Annotated in this window: 27 protein-coding genes; 8 read left to right on the forward strand and 19 right to left on the reverse strand. The window is 61.0% G+C overall.

Annotated features, from left to right (window positions below):
• Positions 1 to 111: 111 nt before the first annotated feature.
• Complete coding sequence (locus BN2694_RS05165) at positions 112 to 864, reverse strand: DUF5806 family protein (protein ID WP_244605364.1); 753 nt, start codon at positions 862 to 864, stop codon at positions 112 to 114.
• 95 nt (positions 865 to 959) lie between these two features.
• Between BN2694_RS05165 and BN2694_RS05170 the strand changes: the two genes are divergently transcribed.
• Positions 960 to 1328: a universal stress protein gene (locus BN2694_RS05170; protein WP_135663267.1), complete on the forward strand. Its 369-nt coding sequence runs from the start codon at positions 960 to 962 to the stop codon at positions 1326 to 1328.
• The gene (locus BN2694_RS05175) at positions 1325 to 1861 is read left to right on the forward strand and encodes a GNAT family N-acetyltransferase (RefSeq protein ID WP_135663268.1); all 537 of its coding nucleotides are present in this window, start codon (positions 1325 to 1327) and stop codon (positions 1859 to 1861) included. Before BN2694_RS05170 ends, BN2694_RS05175 begins: the two co-directional genes overlap by 4 nt.
• An 18-nt stretch (positions 1862 to 1879) precedes the next feature.
• Here the strand turns inward: BN2694_RS05175 and BN2694_RS05180 are convergent, their stop codons facing one another.
• Entirely contained in the window at positions 1880 to 2332 is a 453-nt protein-coding gene (locus tag BN2694_RS05180) for a universal stress protein (protein WP_135663269.1), read from the reverse strand.
• A gap of 164 nt (positions 2333 to 2496) precedes the next feature.
• Here BN2694_RS05180 and BN2694_RS05185 point away from each other — a divergent pair, with 164 nt between their 5' ends.
• Together BN2694_RS05185 and BN2694_RS05190 are read left to right on the forward strand one after the other, a co-directional pair.
• Positions 2497 to 2952, forward strand: coding sequence for a universal stress protein (locus BN2694_RS05185; RefSeq protein ID WP_135663271.1), 456 nt, complete (start codon positions 2497 to 2499; stop codon positions 2950 to 2952).
• 2 nt (positions 2953 to 2954) lie between these two features.
• The gene (locus BN2694_RS05190; RefSeq protein WP_135663273.1) at positions 2955 to 4022 is read left to right on the forward strand and encodes a DHH family phosphoesterase; all 1068 of its coding nucleotides are present in this window, start codon (positions 2955 to 2957) and stop codon (positions 4020 to 4022) included.
• A gap of 5 nt (positions 4023 to 4027) precedes the next feature.
• On the opposite strand, the gene BN2694_RS17380 is transcribed toward BN2694_RS05190, so the two are convergent.
• Positions 4028 to 4201: a hypothetical protein gene (locus BN2694_RS17380; protein ID WP_210408914.1), complete on the reverse strand. Its 174-nt coding sequence runs from the start codon at positions 4199 to 4201 to the stop codon at positions 4028 to 4030.
• Between the two features lie 428 nt (positions 4202 to 4629).
• On the opposite strand from BN2694_RS17380, the gene BN2694_RS05200 reads away from it, so the two are divergent.
• The gene (locus tag BN2694_RS05200; RefSeq protein ID WP_135663275.1) at positions 4630 to 4878 is read left to right on the forward strand and encodes a hypothetical protein; all 249 of its coding nucleotides are present in this window, start codon (positions 4630 to 4632) and stop codon (positions 4876 to 4878) included.
• A 51-nt stretch (positions 4879 to 4929) separates the two neighbouring features.
• On the opposite strand, the gene BN2694_RS05205 is transcribed toward BN2694_RS05200, so the two are convergent.
• The 16 genes from BN2694_RS05205 to BN2694_RS05280 form a co-directional block, all read right to left on the reverse strand.
• Positions 4930 to 5361 carry a DUF5807 family protein gene (locus tag BN2694_RS05205; protein WP_135663277.1) on the reverse strand — a complete coding sequence of 144 codons (432 nt, stop codon included), beginning with the start codon at positions 5359 to 5361 and terminating at the stop codon, positions 4930 to 4932.
• Positions 5362 to 5440: 79 nt separating this feature from the next.
• Positions 5441 to 7186, reverse strand: a complete 1746-nt coding sequence (gene flaJ / locus BN2694_RS05210) for an archaellar assembly protein FlaJ (RefSeq protein ID WP_135663279.1) — start codon at positions 7184 to 7186, stop codon at positions 5441 to 5443.
• Positions 7186 to 8859, reverse strand: a complete 1674-nt coding sequence (locus BN2694_RS05215; protein ID WP_135663281.1) for a type II/IV secretion system ATPase subunit — start codon at positions 8857 to 8859, stop codon at positions 7186 to 7188. Before BN2694_RS05215 ends, flaJ begins: the two co-directional genes overlap by 1 nt.
• Before the next feature lie 12 nt (positions 8860 to 8871).
• On the reverse strand, positions 8872 to 9636 hold the full coding sequence (locus BN2694_RS05220; RefSeq protein WP_135663283.1) for an ATPase domain-containing protein: 765 nt from the start codon (positions 9634 to 9636) through the stop codon (positions 8872 to 8874).
• The gene (locus BN2694_RS05225) at positions 9633 to 10088 is read right to left on the reverse strand and encodes a flagellar protein G (protein ID WP_135663285.1); all 456 of its coding nucleotides are present in this window, start codon (positions 10086 to 10088) and stop codon (positions 9633 to 9635) included. The genes BN2694_RS05220 and BN2694_RS05225 overlap by 4 nt, the downstream gene beginning before the upstream one ends.
• The gene (locus BN2694_RS05230; protein WP_135663287.1) at positions 10081 to 10536 is read right to left on the reverse strand and encodes a flagellin; all 456 of its coding nucleotides are present in this window, start codon (positions 10534 to 10536) and stop codon (positions 10081 to 10083) included. The genes BN2694_RS05225 and BN2694_RS05230 overlap by 8 nt, the downstream gene beginning before the upstream one ends.
• On the reverse strand, positions 10520 to 12244 hold the full coding sequence (locus tag BN2694_RS05235) for a FlaD/FlaE family flagellar protein (RefSeq protein WP_135663289.1): 1725 nt from the start codon (positions 12242 to 12244) through the stop codon (positions 10520 to 10522). The genes BN2694_RS05230 and BN2694_RS05235 overlap by 17 nt, the downstream gene beginning before the upstream one ends.
• Positions 12245 to 12464: 220 nt before the next feature.
• The gene (locus BN2694_RS05240; protein ID WP_135663291.1) at positions 12465 to 12980 is read right to left on the reverse strand and encodes a chemotaxis protein CheD; all 516 of its coding nucleotides are present in this window, start codon (positions 12978 to 12980) and stop codon (positions 12465 to 12467) included.
• Positions 12977 to 14191, reverse strand: a complete 1215-nt coding sequence (locus BN2694_RS05245) for a chemotaxis protein CheC (protein WP_135663293.1) — start codon at positions 14189 to 14191, stop codon at positions 12977 to 12979. The genes BN2694_RS05240 and BN2694_RS05245 overlap by 4 nt, the downstream gene beginning before the upstream one ends.
• A 1-nt stretch (position 14192) precedes the next feature.
• Entirely contained in the window at positions 14193 to 14552 is a 360-nt protein-coding gene (cheY, locus tag BN2694_RS05250) for a chemotaxis protein CheY (protein WP_135663295.1), read from the reverse strand.
• Between the two features lie 107 nt (positions 14553 to 14659).
• Positions 14660 to 15304 carry a DUF7500 family protein gene (locus BN2694_RS05255; RefSeq protein ID WP_135663297.1) on the reverse strand — a complete coding sequence of 215 codons (645 nt, stop codon included), beginning with the start codon at positions 15302 to 15304 and terminating at the stop codon, positions 14660 to 14662.
• Between the two features lie 92 nt (positions 15305 to 15396).
• On the reverse strand, positions 15397 to 16014 hold the full coding sequence (locus BN2694_RS05260; RefSeq protein WP_135663299.1) for an archaellin/type IV pilin N-terminal domain-containing protein: 618 nt from the start codon (positions 16012 to 16014) through the stop codon (positions 15397 to 15399).
• 198 nt (positions 16015 to 16212) lie between these two features.
• Positions 16213 to 16491, reverse strand: a complete 279-nt coding sequence (locus tag BN2694_RS05265) for a DUF7521 family protein (RefSeq protein WP_135665457.1) — start codon at positions 16489 to 16491, stop codon at positions 16213 to 16215.
• A gap of 104 nt (positions 16492 to 16595) precedes the next feature.
• Complete coding sequence (locus BN2694_RS05270; protein WP_135663301.1) at positions 16596 to 16931, reverse strand: winged helix-turn-helix domain-containing protein; 336 nt, start codon at positions 16929 to 16931, stop codon at positions 16596 to 16598.
• Positions 16932 to 17084: 153 nt separating this feature from the next.
• Positions 17085 to 17810: an RAD55 family ATPase gene (locus BN2694_RS05275; protein ID WP_135663302.1), complete on the reverse strand. Its 726-nt coding sequence runs from the start codon at positions 17808 to 17810 to the stop codon at positions 17085 to 17087.
• 110 nt (positions 17811 to 17920) lie between these two features.
• Positions 17921 to 18346 (reverse strand): chemotaxis protein CheW, encoded by a 426-nt coding sequence (locus BN2694_RS05280; protein ID WP_135663304.1) that lies wholly within the window; start codon positions 18344 to 18346, stop codon positions 17921 to 17923.
• Positions 18347 to 18611: 265 nt separating this feature from the next.
• Here BN2694_RS05280 and BN2694_RS05285 point away from each other — a divergent pair, with 265 nt between their 5' ends.
• From BN2694_RS05285 to BN2694_RS05295, 3 genes are all read left to right on the forward strand, one after another.
• Positions 18612 to 19691, forward strand: coding sequence for a protein-glutamate methylesterase/protein-glutamine glutaminase (locus BN2694_RS05285; protein ID WP_135663306.1), 1080 nt, complete (start codon positions 18612 to 18614; stop codon positions 19689 to 19691).
• Positions 19692 to 19696: 5 nt separating this feature from the next.
• Positions 19697 to 21697, forward strand: coding sequence for a chemotaxis protein CheA (cheA, locus tag BN2694_RS05290; RefSeq protein ID WP_135663308.1), 2001 nt, complete (start codon positions 19697 to 19699; stop codon positions 21695 to 21697).
• Positions 21698 to 21812: 115 nt separating this feature from the next.
• A complete protein-coding gene (locus BN2694_RS05295; RefSeq protein ID WP_135663310.1) occupies positions 21813 to 22628 on the forward strand; it encodes a CheR family methyltransferase in 816 nt (271 codons plus the stop codon).

Consider the following 22628-nt stretch of genomic DNA (forward strand, 5'->3'; position numbering starts at 1 on the left):
TCGGAGTCGACCGATGAGACGCCTGCCAACTCACCGGACGAACGAGGATCGGAGCCAGCAACAGCGGATGGGATCGACGACTGACCGACCTCGATCACTCCGTGCAGCCAGTCACTCTCCACTATCGACGTGGAAAGAGTGCCCGCATTCGGGACACTCGACTTCGTCGTGGCGCAAGGCGACGCTATGCTCCCGGACCTCGCGCATGACCTCGGAGATGCGGTCCTCGGCCTCGAGTTCCTCATCGACGCTCAACTCGACGCCCTCGACTTCCAGGAGGAACTTTGCGACCTCAGTGGCCTCGTACATCAGGTCGTCGAGTTCGTCGGCGGTGAAAAAATCGCTCATCGCCCCGTAGAGGAAGGTTGCGCCGGCCATCTGGACCTTCTCTTCGAAAGAGGCCCGAGCCTGATTGACCGCCTGCGGGGAGTACGTGTCAGTCATGAACGGGACCAAGTCGGGCAGGTTCTCGCCGATCTTGGTCATCTCGACACCGGTCTCGGTACGGAAATCCGCACACAGCCGGGCAATGGCCCACTCACGGGCGGTGATGTAGGTACGCTCCCGGAGGAAGTCATTGGCACGGTCATACGTGCCACCGTCGATCTTTTGAAACCGATCGTAAGAACGGACATCCGCGGGTGGCTCGGACCCCGAGTGGTCGTCAGCCGGCTCGTCGCTAGTTCGGTTGCCACCTTCCGAGGCAGTTGCCGGTGTGTCGTCCCCCGCCGGCGCGTCGGTGGGAGGCCCCTCGGATGGCGAACCGTCCGACGTGGACCCATCGGTGGCGTCATCGTCGGTTCCCTCGACCGTCCGTGGCGTCTCCACGGCCGGTCCTGAATCGTCCGCGGGATCGTCGACCATGCGGGCCAGTCCGGCCCGGGGTCGAAAAAGCGTGTCGACGCCTCCGGAGGGTCACGGAACGGAGTTTTTTTATCCATTACACCAATGGAGAGCGTATGAAGGTTCTGCTGGGAGTCGGCGGGAGCGAGAACTCCCGACGGGCGCTCGAGGAGACCATAGAGCGCGTCCAGGAGACCGGCGACGAGCTAACGGTCGCGATCTTCAACTCCGAGGAGATCGAGTCGACGTTGACCGACATCGAAACCGACGTCCGGACGGCCCTCGAGGATGCCGACGTCGAGGCGACGGTACGCCGGATCACGGACCACCCCGGTGGCGAGTTAGTTCAGATGGCCGATCAAGAAGAGTTCGACCGACTCGTCATCGGCGGCGGGACTCGAAGTCCGCTCGGAAAGATTCAACTCGGCTCGATCGCTGAGTTCGTCGTACTCAACGCTGAAACGCCGGTGACTCTTATCAGATGAGTGAGGATCGTTCCTATCCGACGGAGGTTTCGGGACCGTTCCCCGCCCCGCCACACGAGTTCGTCGACGACGAAGGGAGAGACATCGTCGTCCGGGTCGCTGAAGACAATCGTGAGGACCTCGTCGCCATGTACGAAGACTTCGATCCGCAGGACCGCGCCCAGGGTATTCCACCGGTCGGCGAACGCCAGATCAGACGCTGGCTCGACCGGGTCTTCGATGAGGAATGCCTGAACGTGATCGCCTGGCACGGTGAGGACGCGGTCGGCCACTCGATGTTGGTACCCGACGACAAAGGTGCCTACGAACTGGCGATCTTCGTTCTCGGGAGTCACCAGTCGGCGGGTATCGGCACGGAGTTGGTCCAGACCCTCCTGGGGTACGGGAAAACACAGGGGATCGACCGAGTCTGGCTGACCGTCGAACGATGGAACGAACCGGCGATCGGCCTCTACCAGAAGGTCGGTTTCGAGATTCGCAACACCGAGAGCTTCGAACTCGAGATGGCGATCCGGATCGCGGATCGGGAGTGAAACGGTCGAGGCGTCGGGCTACACCGACAGGACGGGCTGGCTGGCATAGGAGAGGACGTACTCGGCAACCCGCCCGAGCATCGCCCCGGGATCGTTCATGGCCGACTCCCGCGGGACGACCAAAAAATCGGCCGCGACCTCGTCGGCCGCATCGAGTACGACGCTGACCGGATGGCGGCTTAGCGAACTCGCCGAGTAACCGAACGCGGCTGACTGAGAGAGTGAAACCTCGTAGCCGGCGTTCCGTACGTGTTCGCGGATCGCTCCCATGAACGCTCGGTGCTCCTCGGCGACGCTATCGGCTGCGATGTCACCGGCTTCGAGTCCGCGTGCGACGTGTTCCTCGGTGATGTGCAACACGTGGACATCCGCGTCATAGCGTTGGGCGATCGCCAGTGCGTGTTCTACAGCCCGTTCCGATTGGTCGGTCCCGTCGACGGGCACGAACACTGTATCGATCTCAACATCCATTGTCCCTCTCTGGGAGAGGCATAGTCAAAAAACCTACCGGCAGAGGCCGGGTCCCTCAAGCGAGCCACCAGGGGCGGTCCCCCGGTGACAGATATTTCGGCGATTCCGACGTTGTAGTCCAGGGGCCGCCGCATCTATATAGGGTGGGCGAACTATCCTCGCCCATGTACGAAACTGTAGTGCTGGCGACCGATGGCTCGGCGAGCACCGAGCGGGCGGTGACCGTGGGGCTGGACCTCGTCCGCCGATTCGACGGAGCTGTCCACGCGCTGTACGTCGTCGACGAGGGTGAAGTCGCCTCGACTCCCGAAGACGTGCGGGCGGATCTCCGAACGTCCCTCGAACGGCGCGGACAGGAGGCACTCGAACGGATCGAGGGAGAGAGCGACCGCGAAGTATCGACGGCGATCCGTTCGGGGAAGCCTGCGACGGAGATCTGTGAGTACGCGAGCGACGTCGGCGCCGACGTCGTGGTGACCGGAACCCGAGGTCGTCACGGCGAACACGCGTTGCTACTCGGCAGCGTCGCCGAAGCCGTCGTCAGAACATCGCCGGTCCCCGTGTTGACTGTCCGGCAACTCGAAGACGGCGAGGTACCCGCTCGTGAGCGAGGGGCCTGAGCATGGACGAGTGGCTCATTGATGACGAACGGCTGTCCATCGAGCGCAAGTCGATTCTGCCCGGCGAGGGCTTTTTCTATCCCGATACAGTCGAGGAGGCCAAACGCGAGCAGGAGGCGGCCAAGCGCCTGGAGGGGGCCGAACAGATCGTCGTCGCGGACCCCGACGCGGACGGTCTCGCCTGCGTCGCGTTGATCCGGGACGCCGTCGGCGAGGCGCCGCTGCTGCCGGCCAGTCCACACGATCTGGAACGTGCACTCTCCTGGGTCGCCGAATACGCGGAGAGCGGGGCCGACATCTACGTCTGTGATCTCTGTCCCGACGACGCGGGCGACCTGGAACCGCTTGCGGACCTGACCGAAAGCGACGGCGACGTTCGCTGGTTCGACCACCACCAGTGGGACCGCGACCTCGCGACGCTGGTACGGGACGCCGGAGTCGATCTGACAGTCGGCGAGTCCGAGGAGGAGTGTACCGCCGACGTGGCGCTCCGGGAACTCGCCGCCGACTTCGACGACCGCTTTGCCGACCTGGCGGCCGCGACGCGGGATCACGACCTCTGGATCCGTGAGGATCCGCGTAGCGACGACCTTGCGGACCTCGCTCACTGGCTCGAACCCGAGGAGTACATCGAGATCGTCCGTGAACACGGCGCCGATCTCCCCCCCGACGCCGAAGAGCTACTCACGGAGCAACGCGTCGAGAAGCAGGCGCTAATCGAAAAAGCCGTCGAACGCGCCGAGTTGCGCGAGATCGGTCCCTGGACGGTCGGGGTCACCTACGGTCGCTGCTCGCAGAACGAGGTGGCCGAAGCGCTCCGCGAGCAGGGTGCCGACGCCGCAGTCATCGTCAAACCCGCCGGATCGGCGTCCATCCGGGGAACCGAGAACTTCGAACGCGCCCACGAGGTTGCCGGCCAGGTCAACGGCGGCGGCCACCCGAAGGCGGCGGGCTGCAAGCCCGACGTCTACGACGACATGCTCGATTACGCCCATCACTGGGCGACACGGGGCGCGGTAGCCAAGCAGGCGATCGTGGATGCCTTCCGGCGATTGGACATCGACGCATAGCCCAGTTAGCCCCACGTCCAGTATGCGTCGAGCGCAAACCGGTAGAGCCCGCTGATCCCGATGGCGACCGCGTTTCCGCCGTGAGGAATCGTCGACTCGGTAGCGCTCGTCCCGTGATTCCCGGCCTGCGTGACGGGGACGTCGCTGCAATCACGACTCCGTCGTCGGGCCCTCGGCATCGTGGGCCGAGACAGGGAGCTTCCGCAGCACCAGCGAGACGCCGACAGCCGCGGCGCTTTCTGTCTTGTCGCTTGGACTTATTCGGTTCCCATTGCCTGGGTCTGGGGTGGAGCTATCGGCTCACTCGGCATCTGGCTATCCATTGCTGTCTCGAACGGCGCCGACGTTGTCATCGTTCACCTGTGGTATCGGCGTGGGACGGGGCATGTGGGCGACTTCACGCAAGCGAAGAGAAACATCGATGGTGTCGCCGTCGACCCGACTGCGACGGACGATCGAACGGAGTGTCGGTGTTGCTGGGGCAAGCCGCCGCCCAAGCGTGCCAGCATTCGCCCACGTTTCACGGGCTGCTCGATCTAGATTGTCCTCGGGGACCACAGCAGTTAAATATTGACTGAGCGATTAGGTAGCGTGTCGACTGTCCGGCATGGACGAAACCACCGAATCGATACGTGAGAGGATCCGGGACGCAAACGAGGATGGCCGTCTGTACTTCTGGGGAGGGATACTCGCAGCCGCAGTATCGCTTTTCGTCCTCCCGCTTGCCGGACTACTCGCAATGTACTGGAGCTACAAGTTGCACGCCGAGGCAAACCGGACCGGCCCAGCACTCGTCATCGGCGGGGCTGGCGCGGTCGGATTTATCTACTGGATCGCCTATCTTGCAGTGCTGTGAGCCCGTGCAGACGGGGCCTCACCGTCACTTTTCGACAATGATCCTCGACGATTACTCCTCTACGACCCACTTCTCGCTGTATCGCTGCCCGCAGGCACAAGCCGCGTAGGCGTGGATCACGTCGCCCTCGGCGTAGATGCCACCCACCTCCTCGTTCTGTGCTTCGGCGAACGCGAAAACGAGTCTGACGTGATGGTCGTCTTCGGGCGCCTCGTCGGCCACCGGGCAGGTCCCACCGACGAGACTCCGGTCGATCTCGCTGGGCGTGTCCATCGCTGCCTGGGCTAGCGCCATCGGGTCGATCCCGGCGGCCGACTGAAAGGCACTGCGGCCCTCCTCGCCTGGCAACACCAAGACCAGCCCGTTCTCGACTGGCTCGGCGTACTCGTCTAAGGCCTCGGGGTTCGATACCGCGTCCTCGTGCAGGAAGAAAGCGACGTCGTCGGGGCGGTTCCCGGCCAAGAACGCCTCACGATCGGTCATGTGCGACACCGACGCCGCCGACGAGCAAAAAGACGACGTTTCGCAGTCCCGAGACCGGAACGTCCCGACCCGTAGCGAATCAGATATTGATGACCGCGGAGACGACACCCTTCGTGAAGATCGCGATGATCGCCCCAAGCCACGAGAGGACGACGAAGTGCATGTAGCTGTTGAGTTTGTGTCCGCCGTCAGTCGTCCGGATCATCAGCGAGGACAGCAGGGCGTTGAACACGATGACGATGATGAGCAGGAACTCGATGGTCGGGATGTCGTAGACAGCAGTGTTGATGAGCGACCCGACGTCCATGCGACTCCCCGCGTTCAGATTGAGGCTCATCGCCGAGAGGAGGTTGACGACCTGCAAGCCGATGAAAAAGGCAAACGTCGAAGCGGCAGTGATGCCATAGAGGACGCCGATAAGCGTTGTCGTCTCCTGGTCGCGTTGCTGGCGCAACTGGAGGACCTCGTTCATATTCTCGCTGATGAGTTCGCCGAGTTGCTTGGGACTGCCACCCATCTCGCGACCCACGAGGTACATCTCGCTGAACGTCTGGATGAGATACGACCGGGACTCAGCGGTGAAGTGTCGCCAGGCCTTCGCGGGTTCGATCCGCATGTTCAGCCGTTTATAGAGGTTGTCAACGTTCTCCGAAAGGGGTCCAAAGTCCTTCTTGCGGAGCGATTCGAGGACGGCCCCAGTCGTCGACTGTTTGGCCCCCTCCGTCGATCCCAGCGCCCGGATGAAACTCGGGAACTCCTGGTCGCGCGCCTTGATCTGGTTTTCCTCCTGGCGGATCACGATGCCGGGGATGAGCAGCGGCGAAATTGGGACGACCGCGTACATCGACAGCGGAACGGGATCGAAAAACGGCAGGAGCATGTTGAGCGTGATCGGGCTGATCCCGGCGTACCCGCCGAAACTGATGACCGAAAGGACGAGCGTCAGTACGACTCCAACGGCGAAGCTCAGATTGATCCGCCGGTCCATCGGTGAGTTGACCTCTTCGGGATGATACCAGACAGGGTCGTAGGGAGATAGCGAACGGATCGCGACGAAGAACCCGGACTGGATGAAAATGAAGAGGACGATGACAGCGCTGACAGTCATCATCGGGTTCGTCCCTGTCAGGATCGGCAACACGACGGCGAACACCAGTGCGAAGGTCATCGAGAGGATCATCGACAGATAGAGGTCTTTCATCACTTCGAGGTTGCCCAGCGCCCCCTCGTAGACAGTCTTGTAGTTGTCGATGATCATGTCCTGCTCGGAGAGCAGGTAGTCCTCCAGGCTCTGGCCGGCACCCATGGTGTAGGCCAGGCGATCGAAAAAGTCCGAGACGGCCTCGCTGGGGACCTCCTTGGCTCGCCGGGCACAGGCCTCGTCGAGACTCAAGTTCCAGGTGTCGACCAGTTCGACGACCCGCCCCATCTCGGTCGCGAGTTCACCGTACTCGTCTTCGGAAGCGAGTGCCCGGAAGACCTCCATCCGGTCGATCTTCGTGGTCGAGAGCACCGTCATGTGCGTGACCATGAGGTGAAACCGGTTGTTCAACGCCTGGCGGCGCTGGGAGAGTTGCACCTTCGGATAGAAGACGGCGGCCCCGAACAACAACACCCCGAGCAACGGGAACGGAAGCGCGATCGAGAGCGGGAGTGGCGCGACCACCGCGATCCCGATCGTGACGAGAAAGAAGACAAAGGCGGGCAACAGGATAGAGAGTACGTACCGCTGGATGGGAATTCCCATCCGTCGGTAGGAGTCCAGTAGCGATGCGACTGTCCCGGAGATCGTCAGGTCGAGCGTGCTGGCTTCTTCGGAGGCCATCAGTCTGAGCGGTGGATATCGAAGGGCAGCCCCTCGAGGCCGTCCCGTTGGTAGTTCTCGATCAATTCGTTGACTTCGTGATAGCCCAGAACGTTCTCCTGGATCGCCCGCTCGATGAGGTTCGCCCTGAACTGCAGGTCGTCGTAGATGTCACGCGTATCCTCGTAGCCCAGTAGCGTCGCGATCTGTTCTTCCAGAACGTAGGAGTTGTTCATCCCCTGGAAGACAATCTCGTCTTCGACGGGGTCCCAGTAGAAGCTCTGGCGGGTGACGACCCCGTCCATCTCCTTGGAGTAGCCCTCGATTTCCTGGACCGACGTGACCCGACGGAGGACGTCGTCGCCCTGCTTGACCCGATTCTGGAACAGCGCGATGTCGGCGTTGTCCATGAACGTCTCGGGGACGTTGATCGGGTCGCCCGTGAAGCGCTGAATCATCGAGACGATGTCGCTGGCGTGGAACGTCAGCATGACCGGGTGGCCCGTCTGGGCGGCCTGGAAGGCCATTCGCCCCTCTTCGCCACGAACCTCGCCCACGATGATGTAGTCGGGACGGGACCGTAGTGCCGCGGCGACGAGATCGAACATGTCGACGTCCGTCCCCTCGTCGTCGCCCTCCCGGGTGAGGAGTTGCTGCCAGGTATCGTGGGGCGGCAACACCTCCGAGGTGTCCTCTGCGGTGTAGATCTTGCTGTCCCGCGGGATGAACGACATGATAGAGTTCAGCGTCGTCGTCTTCCCCGAGGCCGTCTCCCCGACGACGAACACCGTCTGCTCGTTTTCGAGGGCCAGCCAGAGGTACGCAGACAGTTCGGGTGAGAGGGTTCCCCACTTGGTAATCTGGAAGATCGACAGGGGAACGTCGTCGCCCTGGCGGATAGTCAGCGAGGGGCCTTTCAGCGAGACGTCGTCCGAGTAGATGATGTTGATACGCGATCCGTCGGGCAGCGTCGAGTCGATGATCGGATCGTTGTCCGAGACGGGATCACCGATCCGCTCGCCCATGTTGCGCAGCCACTGCTCGTACTCCTCGGGTTCCCCGAAGTCGACGGTCGTCTTGATGAGGCTGTAGACGGCGTGGTCGACGTAACACTCGTGTGGACCGATGACGTGGATGTCCTCGTTGGCCGGATCGCGCATCACCGGTTCGAGTGGACCGAGCCCGACGATGTCGCGGTTGAGCCGGTATCGGATGTTTTCGTAGGTCTCTTCGGTGACTTCGACCTTGCCGATGTTGGTGATGTCGTTGAACCGGCTGAGAACGCCGCCTCCCTCGTCGTGATTCTTGACGGCCGTCGTCTCCTGAAGAAGTTCCTCGATGCGGTCGTCGTACTCGGCCTCCTCGCTGGGGGCAGGTTTCATGACGCTTTTCTCCAGCAGACGGTTACGGACCTTTTCGAAGACCGTGCGCTCGTCGTCGGCCAGTTCCGGTTCGATCGCGTAATACTTGATGTCCTGACCGATGTCGCCATAGACGTGCGTGTAGATCGGGCCGCCGACGGGGTAGAGAATATTCGGTCGGTCGGACTCGTATTCCCCGTCAGCCTCTTCGACGAACATCGGGAACTCGCCGGTGATCTGCTTGAACTTCTGGAGGTGATCACGAAGATGGGGGCGTCTGGCGGCGTGTTGGCGGAGTTCGTCCGACGGTTTGGGTCTGCCGTGATCTGTCATGTGTTCATCCCCTCATGCCACGCTGCGCGATTCGATGACGATCCCCGTCCCCGAACGAACGGAATAGCCAATGGTATCGCCGACCTGTTCACCCATGCCGGCAAAGCGTTTGACCGAGATCTGTCGGCGGACGTCGTTACCGACCTCGACCATCTCGAGTTCGATGAACACGTCGGCGATCGCCCGGAACGGGCCGATCGCGTCCTCGTCCAACGTCGAGGGGTCGACCGTGAGCATGATGACTTTCCCCTCGGCGATAACGTCCCTGAAGAACGAAATGATCTCCAGTGCCGCCTGCCGTTCCTCGTTCTGGCGGACCAGCGCCTCGAACTTCGGGTCGTTTCGGAGGATGGCGTCGAACGTGTCGATGATGATGACGTCGGTCTCCCACATCACTTCGGCGTCCATCAGTCGCTTGAGCAGATCCATCCGATCGTTCTCCTCGTCGTCGCCCCCACGGAACGTGTTGGAATCGCCGATGTCAGCGTGCAGGAACAACAGATTCTCGTCGAGGATGTGCTCGACCATGCCGTAATCCAGTGAGTGCATCTGATCGAGAAAGCTCCCGACAGTCAGCTCCGTTGAGAGCATTGTGACCGTTTGACCGGTCTCACAGAGCCCGTAGCTGAAGCGCTGGCTCATCGCGGACTTGCCCGCGCCGTAGTCGCCTTCGACGAGGACGATACTGCCGGGCGGGATGCCACCGCCGAGTTCCTTGTTCAATCGGTCGCGCTCGTCCAAACCCAACGAGTATAGATCAGTGGTTGCGATACTCATGTGCGGAACTCGAACACCTCCTGGTCGCCGTTGACCGTGAGCTGGACCCGTACGTCCTCGCCGACCCCCAGCGCGTGGTCGATTTCGACTCTGACGACGTTCCCGGGCGTCCAGACATCTCCATCGACGACCGTCACCATCACGTCGGGACCGGTCTTGAACTGTCCGTTGACGAATATATCCATCGCGTCGCTTTCGGCGGCCAATCGCTGGGAGCCGGTATTTTTGACGTACAATGTAATGTTCCCGTTGCCGTCCGTGTCGTAAATACCTGCGCCGCTATCGCTGATGATCTCGACGTCCGTACGGACATCTTCGCTGACACCCAGTCCGAGGTCGTCGACGGCTTGGCTAAGTTCGTCGACCGTACTCGTCAGCACGCCGGCGACGCTGGCGGCGACGATGACACTCGCGATGAAGATGATCAAGTGGGAAGCTGAAACACTAGCCACTCTCGGTCACCTCCGCCGTGGCGGCGACGCCGGGGCCGGAGACGACCTTCACCCGGACGGTTTCGTTGGCCGGGTCGAGGGCCGGCGTCTCGCCGCTGAACGTCAGTTCCTCGCCGGATTGCCACAGGTCTGTGGTGTTGTCACCCTCGACTTCGCTGTCGAAGTCCGTCCGGTACTCGTTGTTGATGAGGAGGTCCGTCTCGTCGACGTTCAGCGTCGTCGCCCCGTCGTTGACGACGGTGACGCGGGTGGTGTCGTTGGAACTGTAGAGGACGGCCCCCGTGACGTTGATCGCCGTGTTCTGCTGGTCGAGAAGGTCGTCGCGGGCGTCACTCCGGGCGTCAGTCACCCGTTCGACGGTATCGTAGGCGGCACTGTGGAACATCCCGAAGCCGATCAACAGTGCGGCGGCCAGGATGGCTACCGAGGCGCTAACGCTGAATCCCATCTGACCCACCTCCGACCGTAGCCGGGATCTGATCGAGTGCGACTGATTCGGCACCGCCGCCGTTGAGTTGACTCACGTATCGGAGACTCTTGGTGTGGTGATCGATCGTCAGCGTCGTCGCGTCCCCACCGTCCTCGAATCCACGGAGGTACGCCTGGAGTTGCTCGGCGACCTCATCGTCGATCCAATCGATACGCTCGTAGTAGTGGATGGCCTCCGCGGTGGCCCTGACGCCGACCTCCGAGACCAGAAACTCGAGCCACTCGACGACAATCAAATCGGCCAGGAACCCGTCGGGCAACTCCGTAAGGTATGGTTTTCCATCGTCGGTATCGGTCGCGTTTTCCGTTTCACTTGCGTCCCGAGACACCGTTTCTGTCTCCGCGGACGCCGTTTTTGGGTCGACGGACTCCGTTTCCGTCTCCATACCAGGTTCGTCTGCAGTTTCCACGTCGATGTCCGCGTCGTCGGTTCCGTCCTCGTCGAGGTCTTCAGTGTCGTCGGCCTCGACCGCCGGTTCGTCGGGCGCCTCCGACGTCTCGTCGTCCGTCGCTTCGAACGTCTCCGCGTCGTCTTCCGCTTCGACGGCCGTCCCCTCGTCTTCGATGACCGTATCGAAGAGATCGTCGTCGGCCAACGCGTCGTCGGCCGCCTCGGTCTCCATCTCCTCGATAGCATCTCCGGCGTCGTCGGTGTCGAAACCCTCGTCGGCCACGTCTTCCTCCACTGGGTCGTCTGCGTCCTCTCTACCCTCGGCCCACTCGGCGTCGCCGGACTCATATTCGTCTTTCAGCTCCGCGAAGGACTTGCCGCTCTCGCCGCCGGAATCGCCCTCAGTATCGTCGTCGTCCATCTCGAAATCGTCCTCGAAGTCCTCGTCGAATCCATCGTCGACATCCTCAAAGTCTTCGTCGAATTCGTCGTCGAATGCGACCTCGTCCTCGTCGCTTCCACTCTCGTCACCCAGCATATCACCGACGTCGGTGTCAGTCTCCATTTCGTCGTCATCCTCAACAAGATCTTCGTCGAAAAATCCCTCTGCGTCGGCGTTAGCGATGCCTTCTTCGAGTTCCTCGTCGGCTTCGTCGCCGCCGCCGTCATCGAAGAGGCCGAAAGATTGCTCGCCCGGACCGCCCAACCCGCCGGCGTCGATGTCGTCAGCGAAGGGATTGACGCCGCGGGTCACCATCTCGTAGATGTCGAGCAGTTTCCGGACGTTCTCCTCGACATCATCGACCGTCTCGGAGATCTGCTCGTTCTCGTTGCGGACCGTGTTGACCGTCGAGGAAAGGCTACCGACCTCGGTTTCGAGTTCGTCAAGCCGGTGTTCGAGCTCGTCAGTGTCCGGGCCGCCGTCCATGTCGCCGAACTCGTCGCCACCGAACTCGTCGTCGCCGAACTCGCCGAACTCGTCGCCACCCTCGTCGAGACCACCGAGGTCGCCAAACTCGTCGCCACCCTCCTCGGGCATCAATCCGTCGTCATCCGCGTCTTCGCTGCTATCTCCCGCGTCCTCGTCGGAAAGGATCGAGTCAAAGACCGACTTGATACTCATGCCGACGAACCCGACCGCCAACACCGCGACAACGACCGGCTCCGGCGAGACCGATCCCACCGGGCCGAGGAACCATCCGCCGGCGTCCAGAAGGGATTGTCCCGCCACCACCTCCACGTTCGATCCAACCCAGAGGAGGGAGAGACTACTCATTACTACATATATCCCATCATACGCCCTTGAATGTACCGTTTAGAGTATCATATGTGATAACTGATGATTCTATCCCAATCCATCAAATGGAAATTAGCGTCCGGCAGTCTGTTGTTTCCGGCACGTAATGGGTCGAGGAGCGTCAAAATATCGATTTCCGAAACGAATGACGCTCGTCAGACAACCGCGATCGAAATACATCACGGGACGGGACAGTCACTCACAGGCGCTTTTCCTCGCGGTTGGCGCTCCTGACGATCAGGTCGCCCGTATCGCCTTCCAGTCTGAGTGAGCGGCCGTGATCGCCGCCGACATCCGCTTCGACAACGGGGATATCGAGTGTGGAGAGGGTCTTCCGGACGACAGAGAGGTTGCGGGCACCGATGCCGGAGCCGTTCTTCGAGAAGTCCAACATGTCGCTGCCGCCGGCGATCTTTGCGATCATGTTCGAGCGGTGGGCCCCCTCTCTCTCGAGGGTGTCGACGAGCATTTCGACGCCCGTGTCGGCGAACTTCGCAGGGTTACCGCCGTCGACGTCCTCGGCGGTCGGCAACATCACGTGGACGAGTCCCGACGCCTTGGTCTCCTCGTCGTGGAGGGCGACCCCGATACACGAACCTAGACCACTCGTCGTGAGGACGGCTCCATCGGTCGAGATGTCGTACTCGGCGATGCCGACCTTGATCCGTTCGGTCTGCTTTGTCTCTGCCGTCTGGGATCCGTCGTAGACCTTCATTGGAAGAGTGCGTCGGGGTTAGCGTCAGTCTCTTCGGCCCGTTCGACCATCAGTGCATCGAGTGCTTCCCGGAGTTCCTGCTCGTTGGGGAGTGCATGGATCTCTGCCTCGAACTCGAGGTCGTCGGTCCGCATCCGTGAGTCGATGATGAATGCGTGCTCCTGGTGTTGGCCGACCTGTGCCGCCAGCGGATCCAGAATCGCCTGGCCCATGTCGTGAACCAGTCGGGGCGGCGTGTGATCGACAGACGTCTGAAGGACGTTCGCCCAGCCGTCGACGAACCCGCTGGTCATGATGTTGCCAAGCTCCTCGATTGCGGCCGTGTGCTGGTCGGTGAGATCGTCGCCGTCCATCTCGATCGGCATCATCGCCTCGGCGACGTTCTTCGCCGACATCTCGTCGAACAAAACCAGCAAGAAGCCGCTCGGGACCCCCGAGAATTCGACGACGGTCCCAACGTAGCGGGAGTTTTCGATCTGTTTTGGGACGTCCTCGATACGGGCGAAGCTGATCTGGGACACTTCGGCCTCGGTATCGATACCCGTCATCATCGAGACGTTCTCGGCCGCTGTCTGAGTGCCCTGTTCGGTCATCTGGTTGAACACCTCGAGCTTATCGATGGGAATGGCATCGCTCTCGGTGTCCGCGTGGCTCGTCATCAGGCCGGTAAGAGAGTCGTAGTCCGGAAGCATGTAGATGTAGAACTCGACCGACTCCTCGATGTACTCGATCTGGCTCTTGAAGACGAACAGCTGGTCGGTTTCACCGTTGCCCGTCGAGGACGGAATGACGTCTCTGCCGACCCCCTCGATGTAGGTCGGCGGGGAGTGGTCGATGGTGGTCTCGAGGTAGTCGGCCCACCCGTCGATGAACCCACTCATCATGATATTTCCTATCTCCTTGACGCCGCTTTCGGCCATGTCGCCCGCCGCGCTGCCCGGAAGAAGCGCGTCGGTCAGCGTCTCACTGCAGGGACGATCCAACACCAGCGCCGTCTGGCCCCGGAGTTCACCTTCGAAGTCGAACTGGACCCCCACGTACTCTCGGTCGTCCAGCTCCTCGCCGATGTCGGCCCGGTCGACGAGCGTGATCTTGGTCACGTCGACGGCCGCGTCGATGCCGGTCATCTGAGACATCGACGCAGTCGCTTGCTGAGCGCCCTCGTGAGCGAGCTGGTTGAATGTCCCGAGGGACTGAATATCGACTTTCATATCACGATGGGACGACGTCCTCGATGGCCTCCATCACGCTTGGCTTCTGGAACGGCTTGGTGATGTACCCGTCAGCCCCGGCCTTGACGGCTTCTTTCATCTTTTCCTCCTGTCCGACGCTAGTGCACATGATGACGTTGGCGTCGGGGTTCGAGGACTTGATCTCGTCGGTGGCCTCGATACCGTCCCTGATGGGCATGACGATGTCCATCATGACGAGGTCCGGTTCGTTGTCCTTGTAGGCCTCGACGGCTTCAACACCGTTCTCGACCTCGTCGACGATCTGGTGGTCCTCTTCTAAGATCTCACGAAGCAGGTTGCGCATGAATTCCGAGTCGTCCGCGATCAATACTTCTGGCATGTCTTCTACCTGTGGGGTTGGCGAATTTACCCAATAAATGCTTCCGTGAGATTATCGCGTTTGATAGCGTTCTCGGTGGATATTAAGACGACCCGTCAACGACCCAATCAGAGTTCGAAGCCGTCGTCGTCGACGCGTTCCAGCAGGTCCGCGATCGAGTCCTCGGGGCCGAGACCGTGTGCCTTGACGAGACTCGAGAGTCGTTCAGTCGGGTAGCTGATCGGAACATTTGATTCGGTCAGCAGGATACCGAGAATCTCCTCGACAGGCGTTTCGCTGTCGATATGCTGGGCGTACCACAGGATCAGGCTCTCGAAAATAGTCACCACGTCGTTGGACATCATCCGGCGCTGGGAGACTCGGCCGTCGAACGTCGCCGTCACGTGAAACCCGTACCGGGAGTCGGCTTTCCGGAAAGACTCCCGGAGCCACGCCTCGACGTCTGCCTCTGTCAATTCCGCTGGACGCGTCGGTCCCGGATCGCTCGCCTGCTGTGGCGCGGTATCAGGATCGTCCGATGTCGATGGTTCCGGAGTGGACTCCGGTTCCGTCGACGGCTCGCTTTCTGTCTCGCTTGGCGACGGCGAGCTCGAGTCGACAGTGTCGATCCCATCCACGTCGCTGATCGGATCGTTCGGGGAGACGACGTAGCGGCCGTCCTCGATCTCGGCGACGTGCTCGTCGTCAGAGATGTCCAACTCCTCGGGAGCTAGGACACGTCCGTCGTCCTCTTCGTCGTCTCCCGTAACCATGAGAGAGAATCTATGGCGAGGGAGTATAATTCCGTCGGTAGGGCTATCGCTGTCGCCTAAAACTGACGGAGAAAGAAGAGAGGGAAGGCCGCTTACAGCTGGACCGTATTCTTGTTCGATAGCGAGTCTGGCACGACCAACGTCACCGTCGTCTGGCCACCGGATCGAGTGTTCACTTGGAGTTCGGCTGACGCGCCGCCTTCGAGTGAAGTCAGGTTACTACTGCCTGCAAGATCGATGCTAATCTCAGCACGATCCACAGGATCGTTTAGCGTCGAATCGTTCGAAATGGATCCGTCGTTGTCCTGCACTGGTGTCCAACTGAAGGTGTCAAGACCACCCGGATTGTCTGAACCCGTGGCCACCAGCTGGGCGCTTTCGTCCGGCGAGACCCATTGCATCGTCGTATCTTCCAGGTTGACGTCTGCAGATCCTGGAGCAAGCTTCGTCGTCATCTCAATAGTGGCGATATTCGACGTGCCACTACTGTCATTGACAGTTCCGACTGTATTCACTTCCACTAGTCGATTGGTGACCTGCTCGGCTGCCTGTTCACCGCTCTGTTCGGCACTACTCTGGAGGAACCCGGCCGTGTTGATCAGCACGCCCGCCGCGATCGCCGCGACCAGCACCATCGCGATGAACACGATGAGTGTCCCGATCCCGACCTGGGCTCGTTCGTTCGGTTTGTCGCTTTTGCGTTCGAACATGGTATTCTCCGCCTGGGTATCGGTTCCCAGACTCTACTTGAGAGGTTCTCGTACACCTACTTAAGAATGGCTCCAAAATTATCACGGTTGAAAACAGCAGGTTCAGTAGGCGAGAAATGGCTACCACATTCGAAAATACTGGATGGAGCTCCGGATCCGCGACGGGGTGCCCCGAGGGTGTGACCGGGACGAGGCCCATCAAGCCTGGTAGGTCACCAGACTGTACATCACAAAGAGGTACCCGAAGGTCGTCAACCCGCTGTTGACGAGCAACAGCCCGCGGGTCCCGTCGAAGCCGGTAATGAACGCGCTGATCATCGTCGCCGCGGCACCCGCTACCGCGAGGGCAAAGCCGACGGACAGGTGAAGCATCGCGCGGCGAGACGTCTGGACGTACGCCCGCATCGCCATGCCGACCATTGTCAACCCCGCGACGACGAAGACGAGGGTCAAAATCGCATAGAGGAGTTCGATCACTGGCACTGTCCAAAGATTCCCGAGGAGACATCTTAAATCATTCCTCGAAAATATCTCGGCTGATAATCGGGGGCGCAGATAGACGCTGTCTCGTGTGTGCGCGATCAGGATTCTGAGAGAGTGCGCCAGGCTTCATCGAGTCGGTTCGTGACCTCCGACCGCTCCTGGACATCGATCAGCAGTGACTCGTCGAAGTCGACCTCGATGGCATCGACGTTGCGCCGGTAGACCTTGATACGCCGTCGGTCGTCCGAGAGGACGTTATCGTGAAGTTCGAGCAGATCGTGGTCGGTAAGTTCGTCGATCCGTCGATAACACGTCGCGATCGGGATGTCGAGTTGGTCACTCAGTTCCTGTGCCGATTTCGGTTCGTCGGTCGCGTCCAGGATCTCGGCGCTGTACTTGTTCCCGAGTGTCCGGAGTAAATCGACCGATGCCATTGTTATCAGATACTATAGCGCGTCGAAGTAAAAGTATCGACGATGAAAGCCACGCGAAATTGGTGAGAGGGGTTGGGCAGTAAGCCCCGAATACAGACGGTGAGCGTTCGATATATGCGATTTTCAACGGTAAGAATGGCCTTCGGATGGCTATCAGATCGGAGATGTCGAGTCGTTCATCATCGAGAAGGCGCTGGCGCTGTCGTGAACCTCGATACCCCCCTGGGTAATCTCCATCGGATAGATATCCGTCTCGATGTTCTGCTTTCGCATTTTCGCCACCCAGACGTACCGGTTGACTCCCGACTCGGTCGGCGTCTGTATCAAGTAAATGTTTCCATCCGTGAGGAAGTTCTCAAGGCCGATGTCCGTGTCGGGGAACACAGCCGCCTGTTCGTTTGTCAAGAGGCTGGTCAGCCCGTTCTGCTTGAGGATGTCAGTGAACTTTAACAGGTAGGTACGTTGCTCGCTCTCGTCTTCGAAGAACAGTTCGAACATCGCCAGCGAGTCCAAGACAAGGCGATCGTACTCCCCCTGGTCGATATCCTCGAGAAGCACGTCGAGCGTCTCAGAGAAATCGTTCTGCTGTAACAGCCGTTGTTTGTCGTAGACCTTGATGTCCTTCGCTTCTTCGAACTCTGCCCAGCGGTCGAAGCCGATCGACTCGGCGGCGGCACGGAGGTCCGCTGCATTCTCCTCGAAGGACAGGAAGATGCCTCGTTCGTCGAACTGTTCGACGCCGTTGTAGATAAATTGCAACCCCAGAATGCTCTTGCCGGCACCGGGTGTCCCGATGACGAGCGTTGTCGAGTTGCTGACGATCCCGCCGTTGAGAATCGAGTCGAGTCCTTCGATACCAGTTTTGGTGAGTTCGATCATAATGGATGCCCTCGCCGCGGGTTACGGTAGGATGGGACGGCATCGGTGAAAAAGCCTTCCGCATCGATCCAATAGACCGACAGGAGATGTCGTCCTCCGGGCGTGGACCATCACTCGGCGTGGACGGCCGCTGGATCGACCCAGATGACGAACCCCTCTTCACGTTTGACGATACCTTTGATGGAACTGGCGCCCATCCCTGCCGGAGAGGCATCGACGTTCTCCGGGTCGACCTGCCGAACCTGGCGAACCTCGTCGACCAGCCAGCCGGCGGCCTCCTGATCTTGGACGATATCGGGATCGAAGACGACGATCCGCCGTTCCTCGCCGGAGTCGTCGATGTCGAAGACGACCTTCGGGTCGACGATGGCAGTCGTCCGCCCGCGTAAGTCCATGACGCCCTCGACGTGGCGGGGCGAGCTCGGGACGGCCGTCAGCTCCCCGACGTCGACGATCTCGGTCACATAGTCGATACTCACGCAGTACGTCTCCTCGCCGAGTTCGAACTCCAGGACTTGTCCGGTTGAATCTGACATCTGTGACTCCCTCCCGGCGGCGACCCGTGTTGGACCCAGCGAACGGGTCGTGCCACCGGGCAACGGTATCTCTCACTTCCGTCAAAATCACCATAAGTGTGTCCATCGGGTTATCAAGGTTGATTACGACGGCGGAGTCTTTATCTGGCCCGTTGGGCAACGTTCGGAGAGAGTGCAAAGAACGTGATCAGGCGCGGTCAGTCGGTAGCCGGCGCGCGTGTGACCACATTTAACCCCCAGGACCGAAAGCAAAGCAACAGATAACATGTCAGCACGGACATCGACACGAGCCGTCGTCGCCGACGACAGCCACTTCATGCGGAGTGTGATCTCCGACATTCTGGAGGACGGTGGGATCGAGGTCGTCGCCACGGCGAAACACGGTCGGGAAGCGGTCGAGCTAGTCGACGAACACGACCCCGACGTCGTGACGATGGACGTCGAGATGCCGGAGATGAACGGCATCGAGGCCGTCGAGCAGATCATGGCGACGTCGCCGACGCCCATCCTGATGCTTTCGGCCCACACTGACGAGAACGCCGACGTCACCTTCGAGGCCCTGGAGAAAGGCGCCGTGGACTTCTTCACGAAACCCGGCGGCGAGGTGTCGATGGAGATGTCCCGGCTGAAAGACCAACTCGTCGAGATGGTACACTCGGTCGCCGAGGTCGATCCCACGGCGCGGTCGACTGAAACCACTGGTTCCTCGACCACCAAGGGGGGCGAGGCGCTCTCACGACCGGGCGCCGAACAATACGTCGAGAACCCGACGCTGGTGATCGGGTCCTCGACTGGCGGCCCGACCGTCGTCGAGCGAGTCCTCTCGGAGTTGCCCGTCGATGCCGACCTGCGGATCCTCATCGTCCAGCACATGCCTGATGAGTTCACCGAACGATTCGCCGACCGTCTGGACGGCCGCAGCGAGTACAGCGTCAGGGAAGCGACGGATGGCGACCGGATCGGGGGCGGCGAGGCGCTGGTGGCGGCCGGCGGTCACCACATGGTCGTCGCAAATTACCGTAGCGGTCGACTGCGGGTCTCGCTGACCGAAGAGCCGCCAGTCAACAGCGTTCGGCCGGCGGTCGACGTGACCATGGAAAGTGCGGCCGAGGTGATCACGGATCCACTCGTCGGCGTCATCTTGACCGGGATGGGCGAGGACGGGGCCGAGGGAATCCGCGCGATCAAGCAAGCCGGGGGACGGACGCTCGTCCAGGACGAGTCGTCCTCGGCGGTCTTTGGCATGCCCAAGCGGGCGATCGAGACCGGCAAGGTGGATACGGTCCGTTCGCTGGACGAAATTGCGAGCGCGATCCTGGATGCGATCAAACCGGAGGGACACTAACCAACATGGAGGACCAATATCTCGACGCGTTCATCCGTGAGAGCGAGGAGGCGATCACGGAGCTGAACAACTCGTTGCTCGAACTCGAATCGGACCCGGACGACCAGCAAGCGATGGACTCGATCTTCCGGACGGCTCACACGCTGAAGGGCAACTTCGGCGCGATGGGCTTCGAGGAAGCGAGTAACCTAGCCCACGCGATCGAAGACCTGCTGGACGAGATGCGCCAGGGGGAGATGGATGTCACCCCCGAGATCATGGACCTCGTCTTCGCCGGTGTGGACGATATCGAAGCCATCGTCGGCGAGATCGAAGCCGAGGGCGAATCGACGGTCGAGACCGCAGCGATGGTCGAAGACATCCGGACGGTCATCGAGGAAGGTGCCGACGCGGCCGGTTCCGACCACGAGGCTGGTCGTGACCGATCCGAAGACGGATCGGCGTCCGGTGAGGACAGTACCGCAGCCGCCGACGGCGACACGGTCGACGTCGAGTCCGTCCTCGAACGCGTGGACGTCCCGAAACCAGACGAAAGATCGGTCTACCACGTCAGCGTCGACGTCGGCGACGGGAACATGCAGGGTGTCGATGCGATGCTCGCCGTCGAATCGCTGATCGAAGAACTCGACGTGCTTGCGACCGATCCCGACCGGGAGGCCATCGAGGACGGTGACTTCGAGGAGACGTTCTCGGCGTTCGTCGCTGACGACGACGGAGAGAGCGTCCAGTCGACACTCGACGGGATGGGTCCCATCGAGGCGGCGACGGTGACCGACGCGACCCAAGCAGTCGCGGCGTCGGACACTGGATCGACCGACGACGGGGGCTCTACGCCATCGTCGTCGGCGAGCAGCACCGACTCCTCGGTCGACGAGATCAAGTCAGTCCGGGTCGATGTCGGACAACTCGATACGCTCCACGGGCTGGTCGAGCAGCTAGTCACCAGTCGGATCAAGCTTCGACGAGCGGTCGAAGACGAGAGTCTGGACTCGGCCAACGAGACGTTGAACGAACTCGATAAGATCACCGCCAGCCTCCAGAACACCGTCATGGACATGCGGTTGATCCCGCTGCGGAAAGTCGTCGGAAAGTTCCCCCGGCTGGTTCGGGACCTCTCGCGGGATCTCGGTAAGGAGATCGAGTTCACTATCGAGGGTGAGGACATCGAACTCGACCGGACGATCCTCACCGAAATCTCCGATCCCCTGATGCACATCCTCCGGAATGCCGTCGATCACGGGATCGAATCTCCCGAAGAGCGCGAACAGAAGGGCAAGCCACGCGAAGGGCATATCGAATTGCGGGCCTCCCGGGAACGCGATCACGTCGTCATCACTGTCGAGGACGACGGCGCGGGGTTAGATGTCGAAGGGATCCGCGAGCAAGCCCTCGAAAGCGGAGTCCGCTCGGCAGACGAACTCGAGCGGATGGACGACTCGGCGATCTATGACCTCGTGTTCCACCCGGGCTTCTCGACGGCCGAAGAAGTAACCGACACCAGCGGTCGTGGCGTCGGAATGGACGTCGTCCACGAGACGGTCACGCAACTGGACGGGTCAGTCAACGTCGAGTCGACCCAGGGCGAAGGGACGACTGTCTCTCTGCGCCTGCCGGTGACCATGGCCATCGTGAAGGTGCTTTTCGTCCAGGTCGGCAAGGAGCAATACGGAATCCCGATCAAGAACGTCGACGAAATCACCGCAGCCACGGAGGCCCGAACGATCAACGGTAACGAGGTCATCAAGCACAACGACGAGATCTACCCGATCATCGACCTTGCGGAAGGCTTCGACGTCCCCGGGGAGACCGCAAACGGCGACGGCATGCTCGTCCGCGTCCGCGAGTCCGAACGGAAGGTCGCTCTCCACTGCGACGAGGTCAACAGCCAGGAAGAAGTCGTCGTCAAGCCCCTCGAAGGCATCCTCTCGGGAACGCCTGGACTCTCGGGGACAGCCGTCCTCGGCGACGGAAACATCGTCCACATCCTGGACGTCGTGACGCTGTAGCGGGCCTGCACACACCGTCGGTTGTGACGGCTATCCCTTTTGTACGCGTGAGACCGTTGACAACCGTTGCAATCAATACTACCGAGCCCTCACTACTGGGTAACGTGACCTATCGATGAGTCGCCGGTCAGGATCCCAGCGGGGATTTGAGTCCCTGCTCGAGTACCTCGAGTCGGAGCTATCGTTCGAATCCGACTTCTACAACGACGCCTACATGGACCGGCGGATCACCGCCCGGATGCGTCGCACTGACAACGAGAACTACCGCACTTACAAGCGGCTGCTCGAAAGCGACCCCGATGAGCAGGAAGCGCTGCTGGATTCGCTTTCGATCAACGTCACCGGGTTCTTCCGTAACCCCGATGCCTGGGAGGGACTACGGCCGATCCTCAAGAGGTTGACCGCCGAAAACCGCGAGGTCCAGGCCTGGAGTGCGCCCTGTGCCGACGGTCGCGAACCGTACTCCCTGGCGATGCTCGCCCGGGACGACCCGGACATCCGGGCCGACCGGCTGGACATCCTGGCGACGGACATCAACCCTGATATCCTGGAAACGGCACGCAACGGGGTCTACGAAGCCTCCCAGACAAGCGACATCGAGGCGGAGCTGGAACCGCTGGCAGACAGCGACCGATACATCGACCGCGAGGGCGACACCTTCACCGTCCGGGACGACATCCGCGAGATGGTCTCCTTCAAACAGCACGATCTCATCGGCGGCGACCCAAAGAGCGGGTTCGATCTCCTGCTGTGTCGGAACTTCCTCATCTACATTGATGCCGCCTACAAGAACCCGATCTTCGAGACTATCCGCGGCTCGCTTCGATCGGGCGGGTACCTCATGATCGGAATGACCGAAACCATTCCGGCTGGCGCGCGCTCGGCCTTCGAGGCGGCCGACAAACAACACCGGATCTACGAGCGGACATGA

It is taken from the genome of Halorhabdus rudnickae (assembly GCF_900880625.1).
Lineage (GTDB): Archaea > Halobacteriota > Halobacteria > Halobacteriales > Haloarculaceae > Halorhabdus > Halorhabdus rudnickae.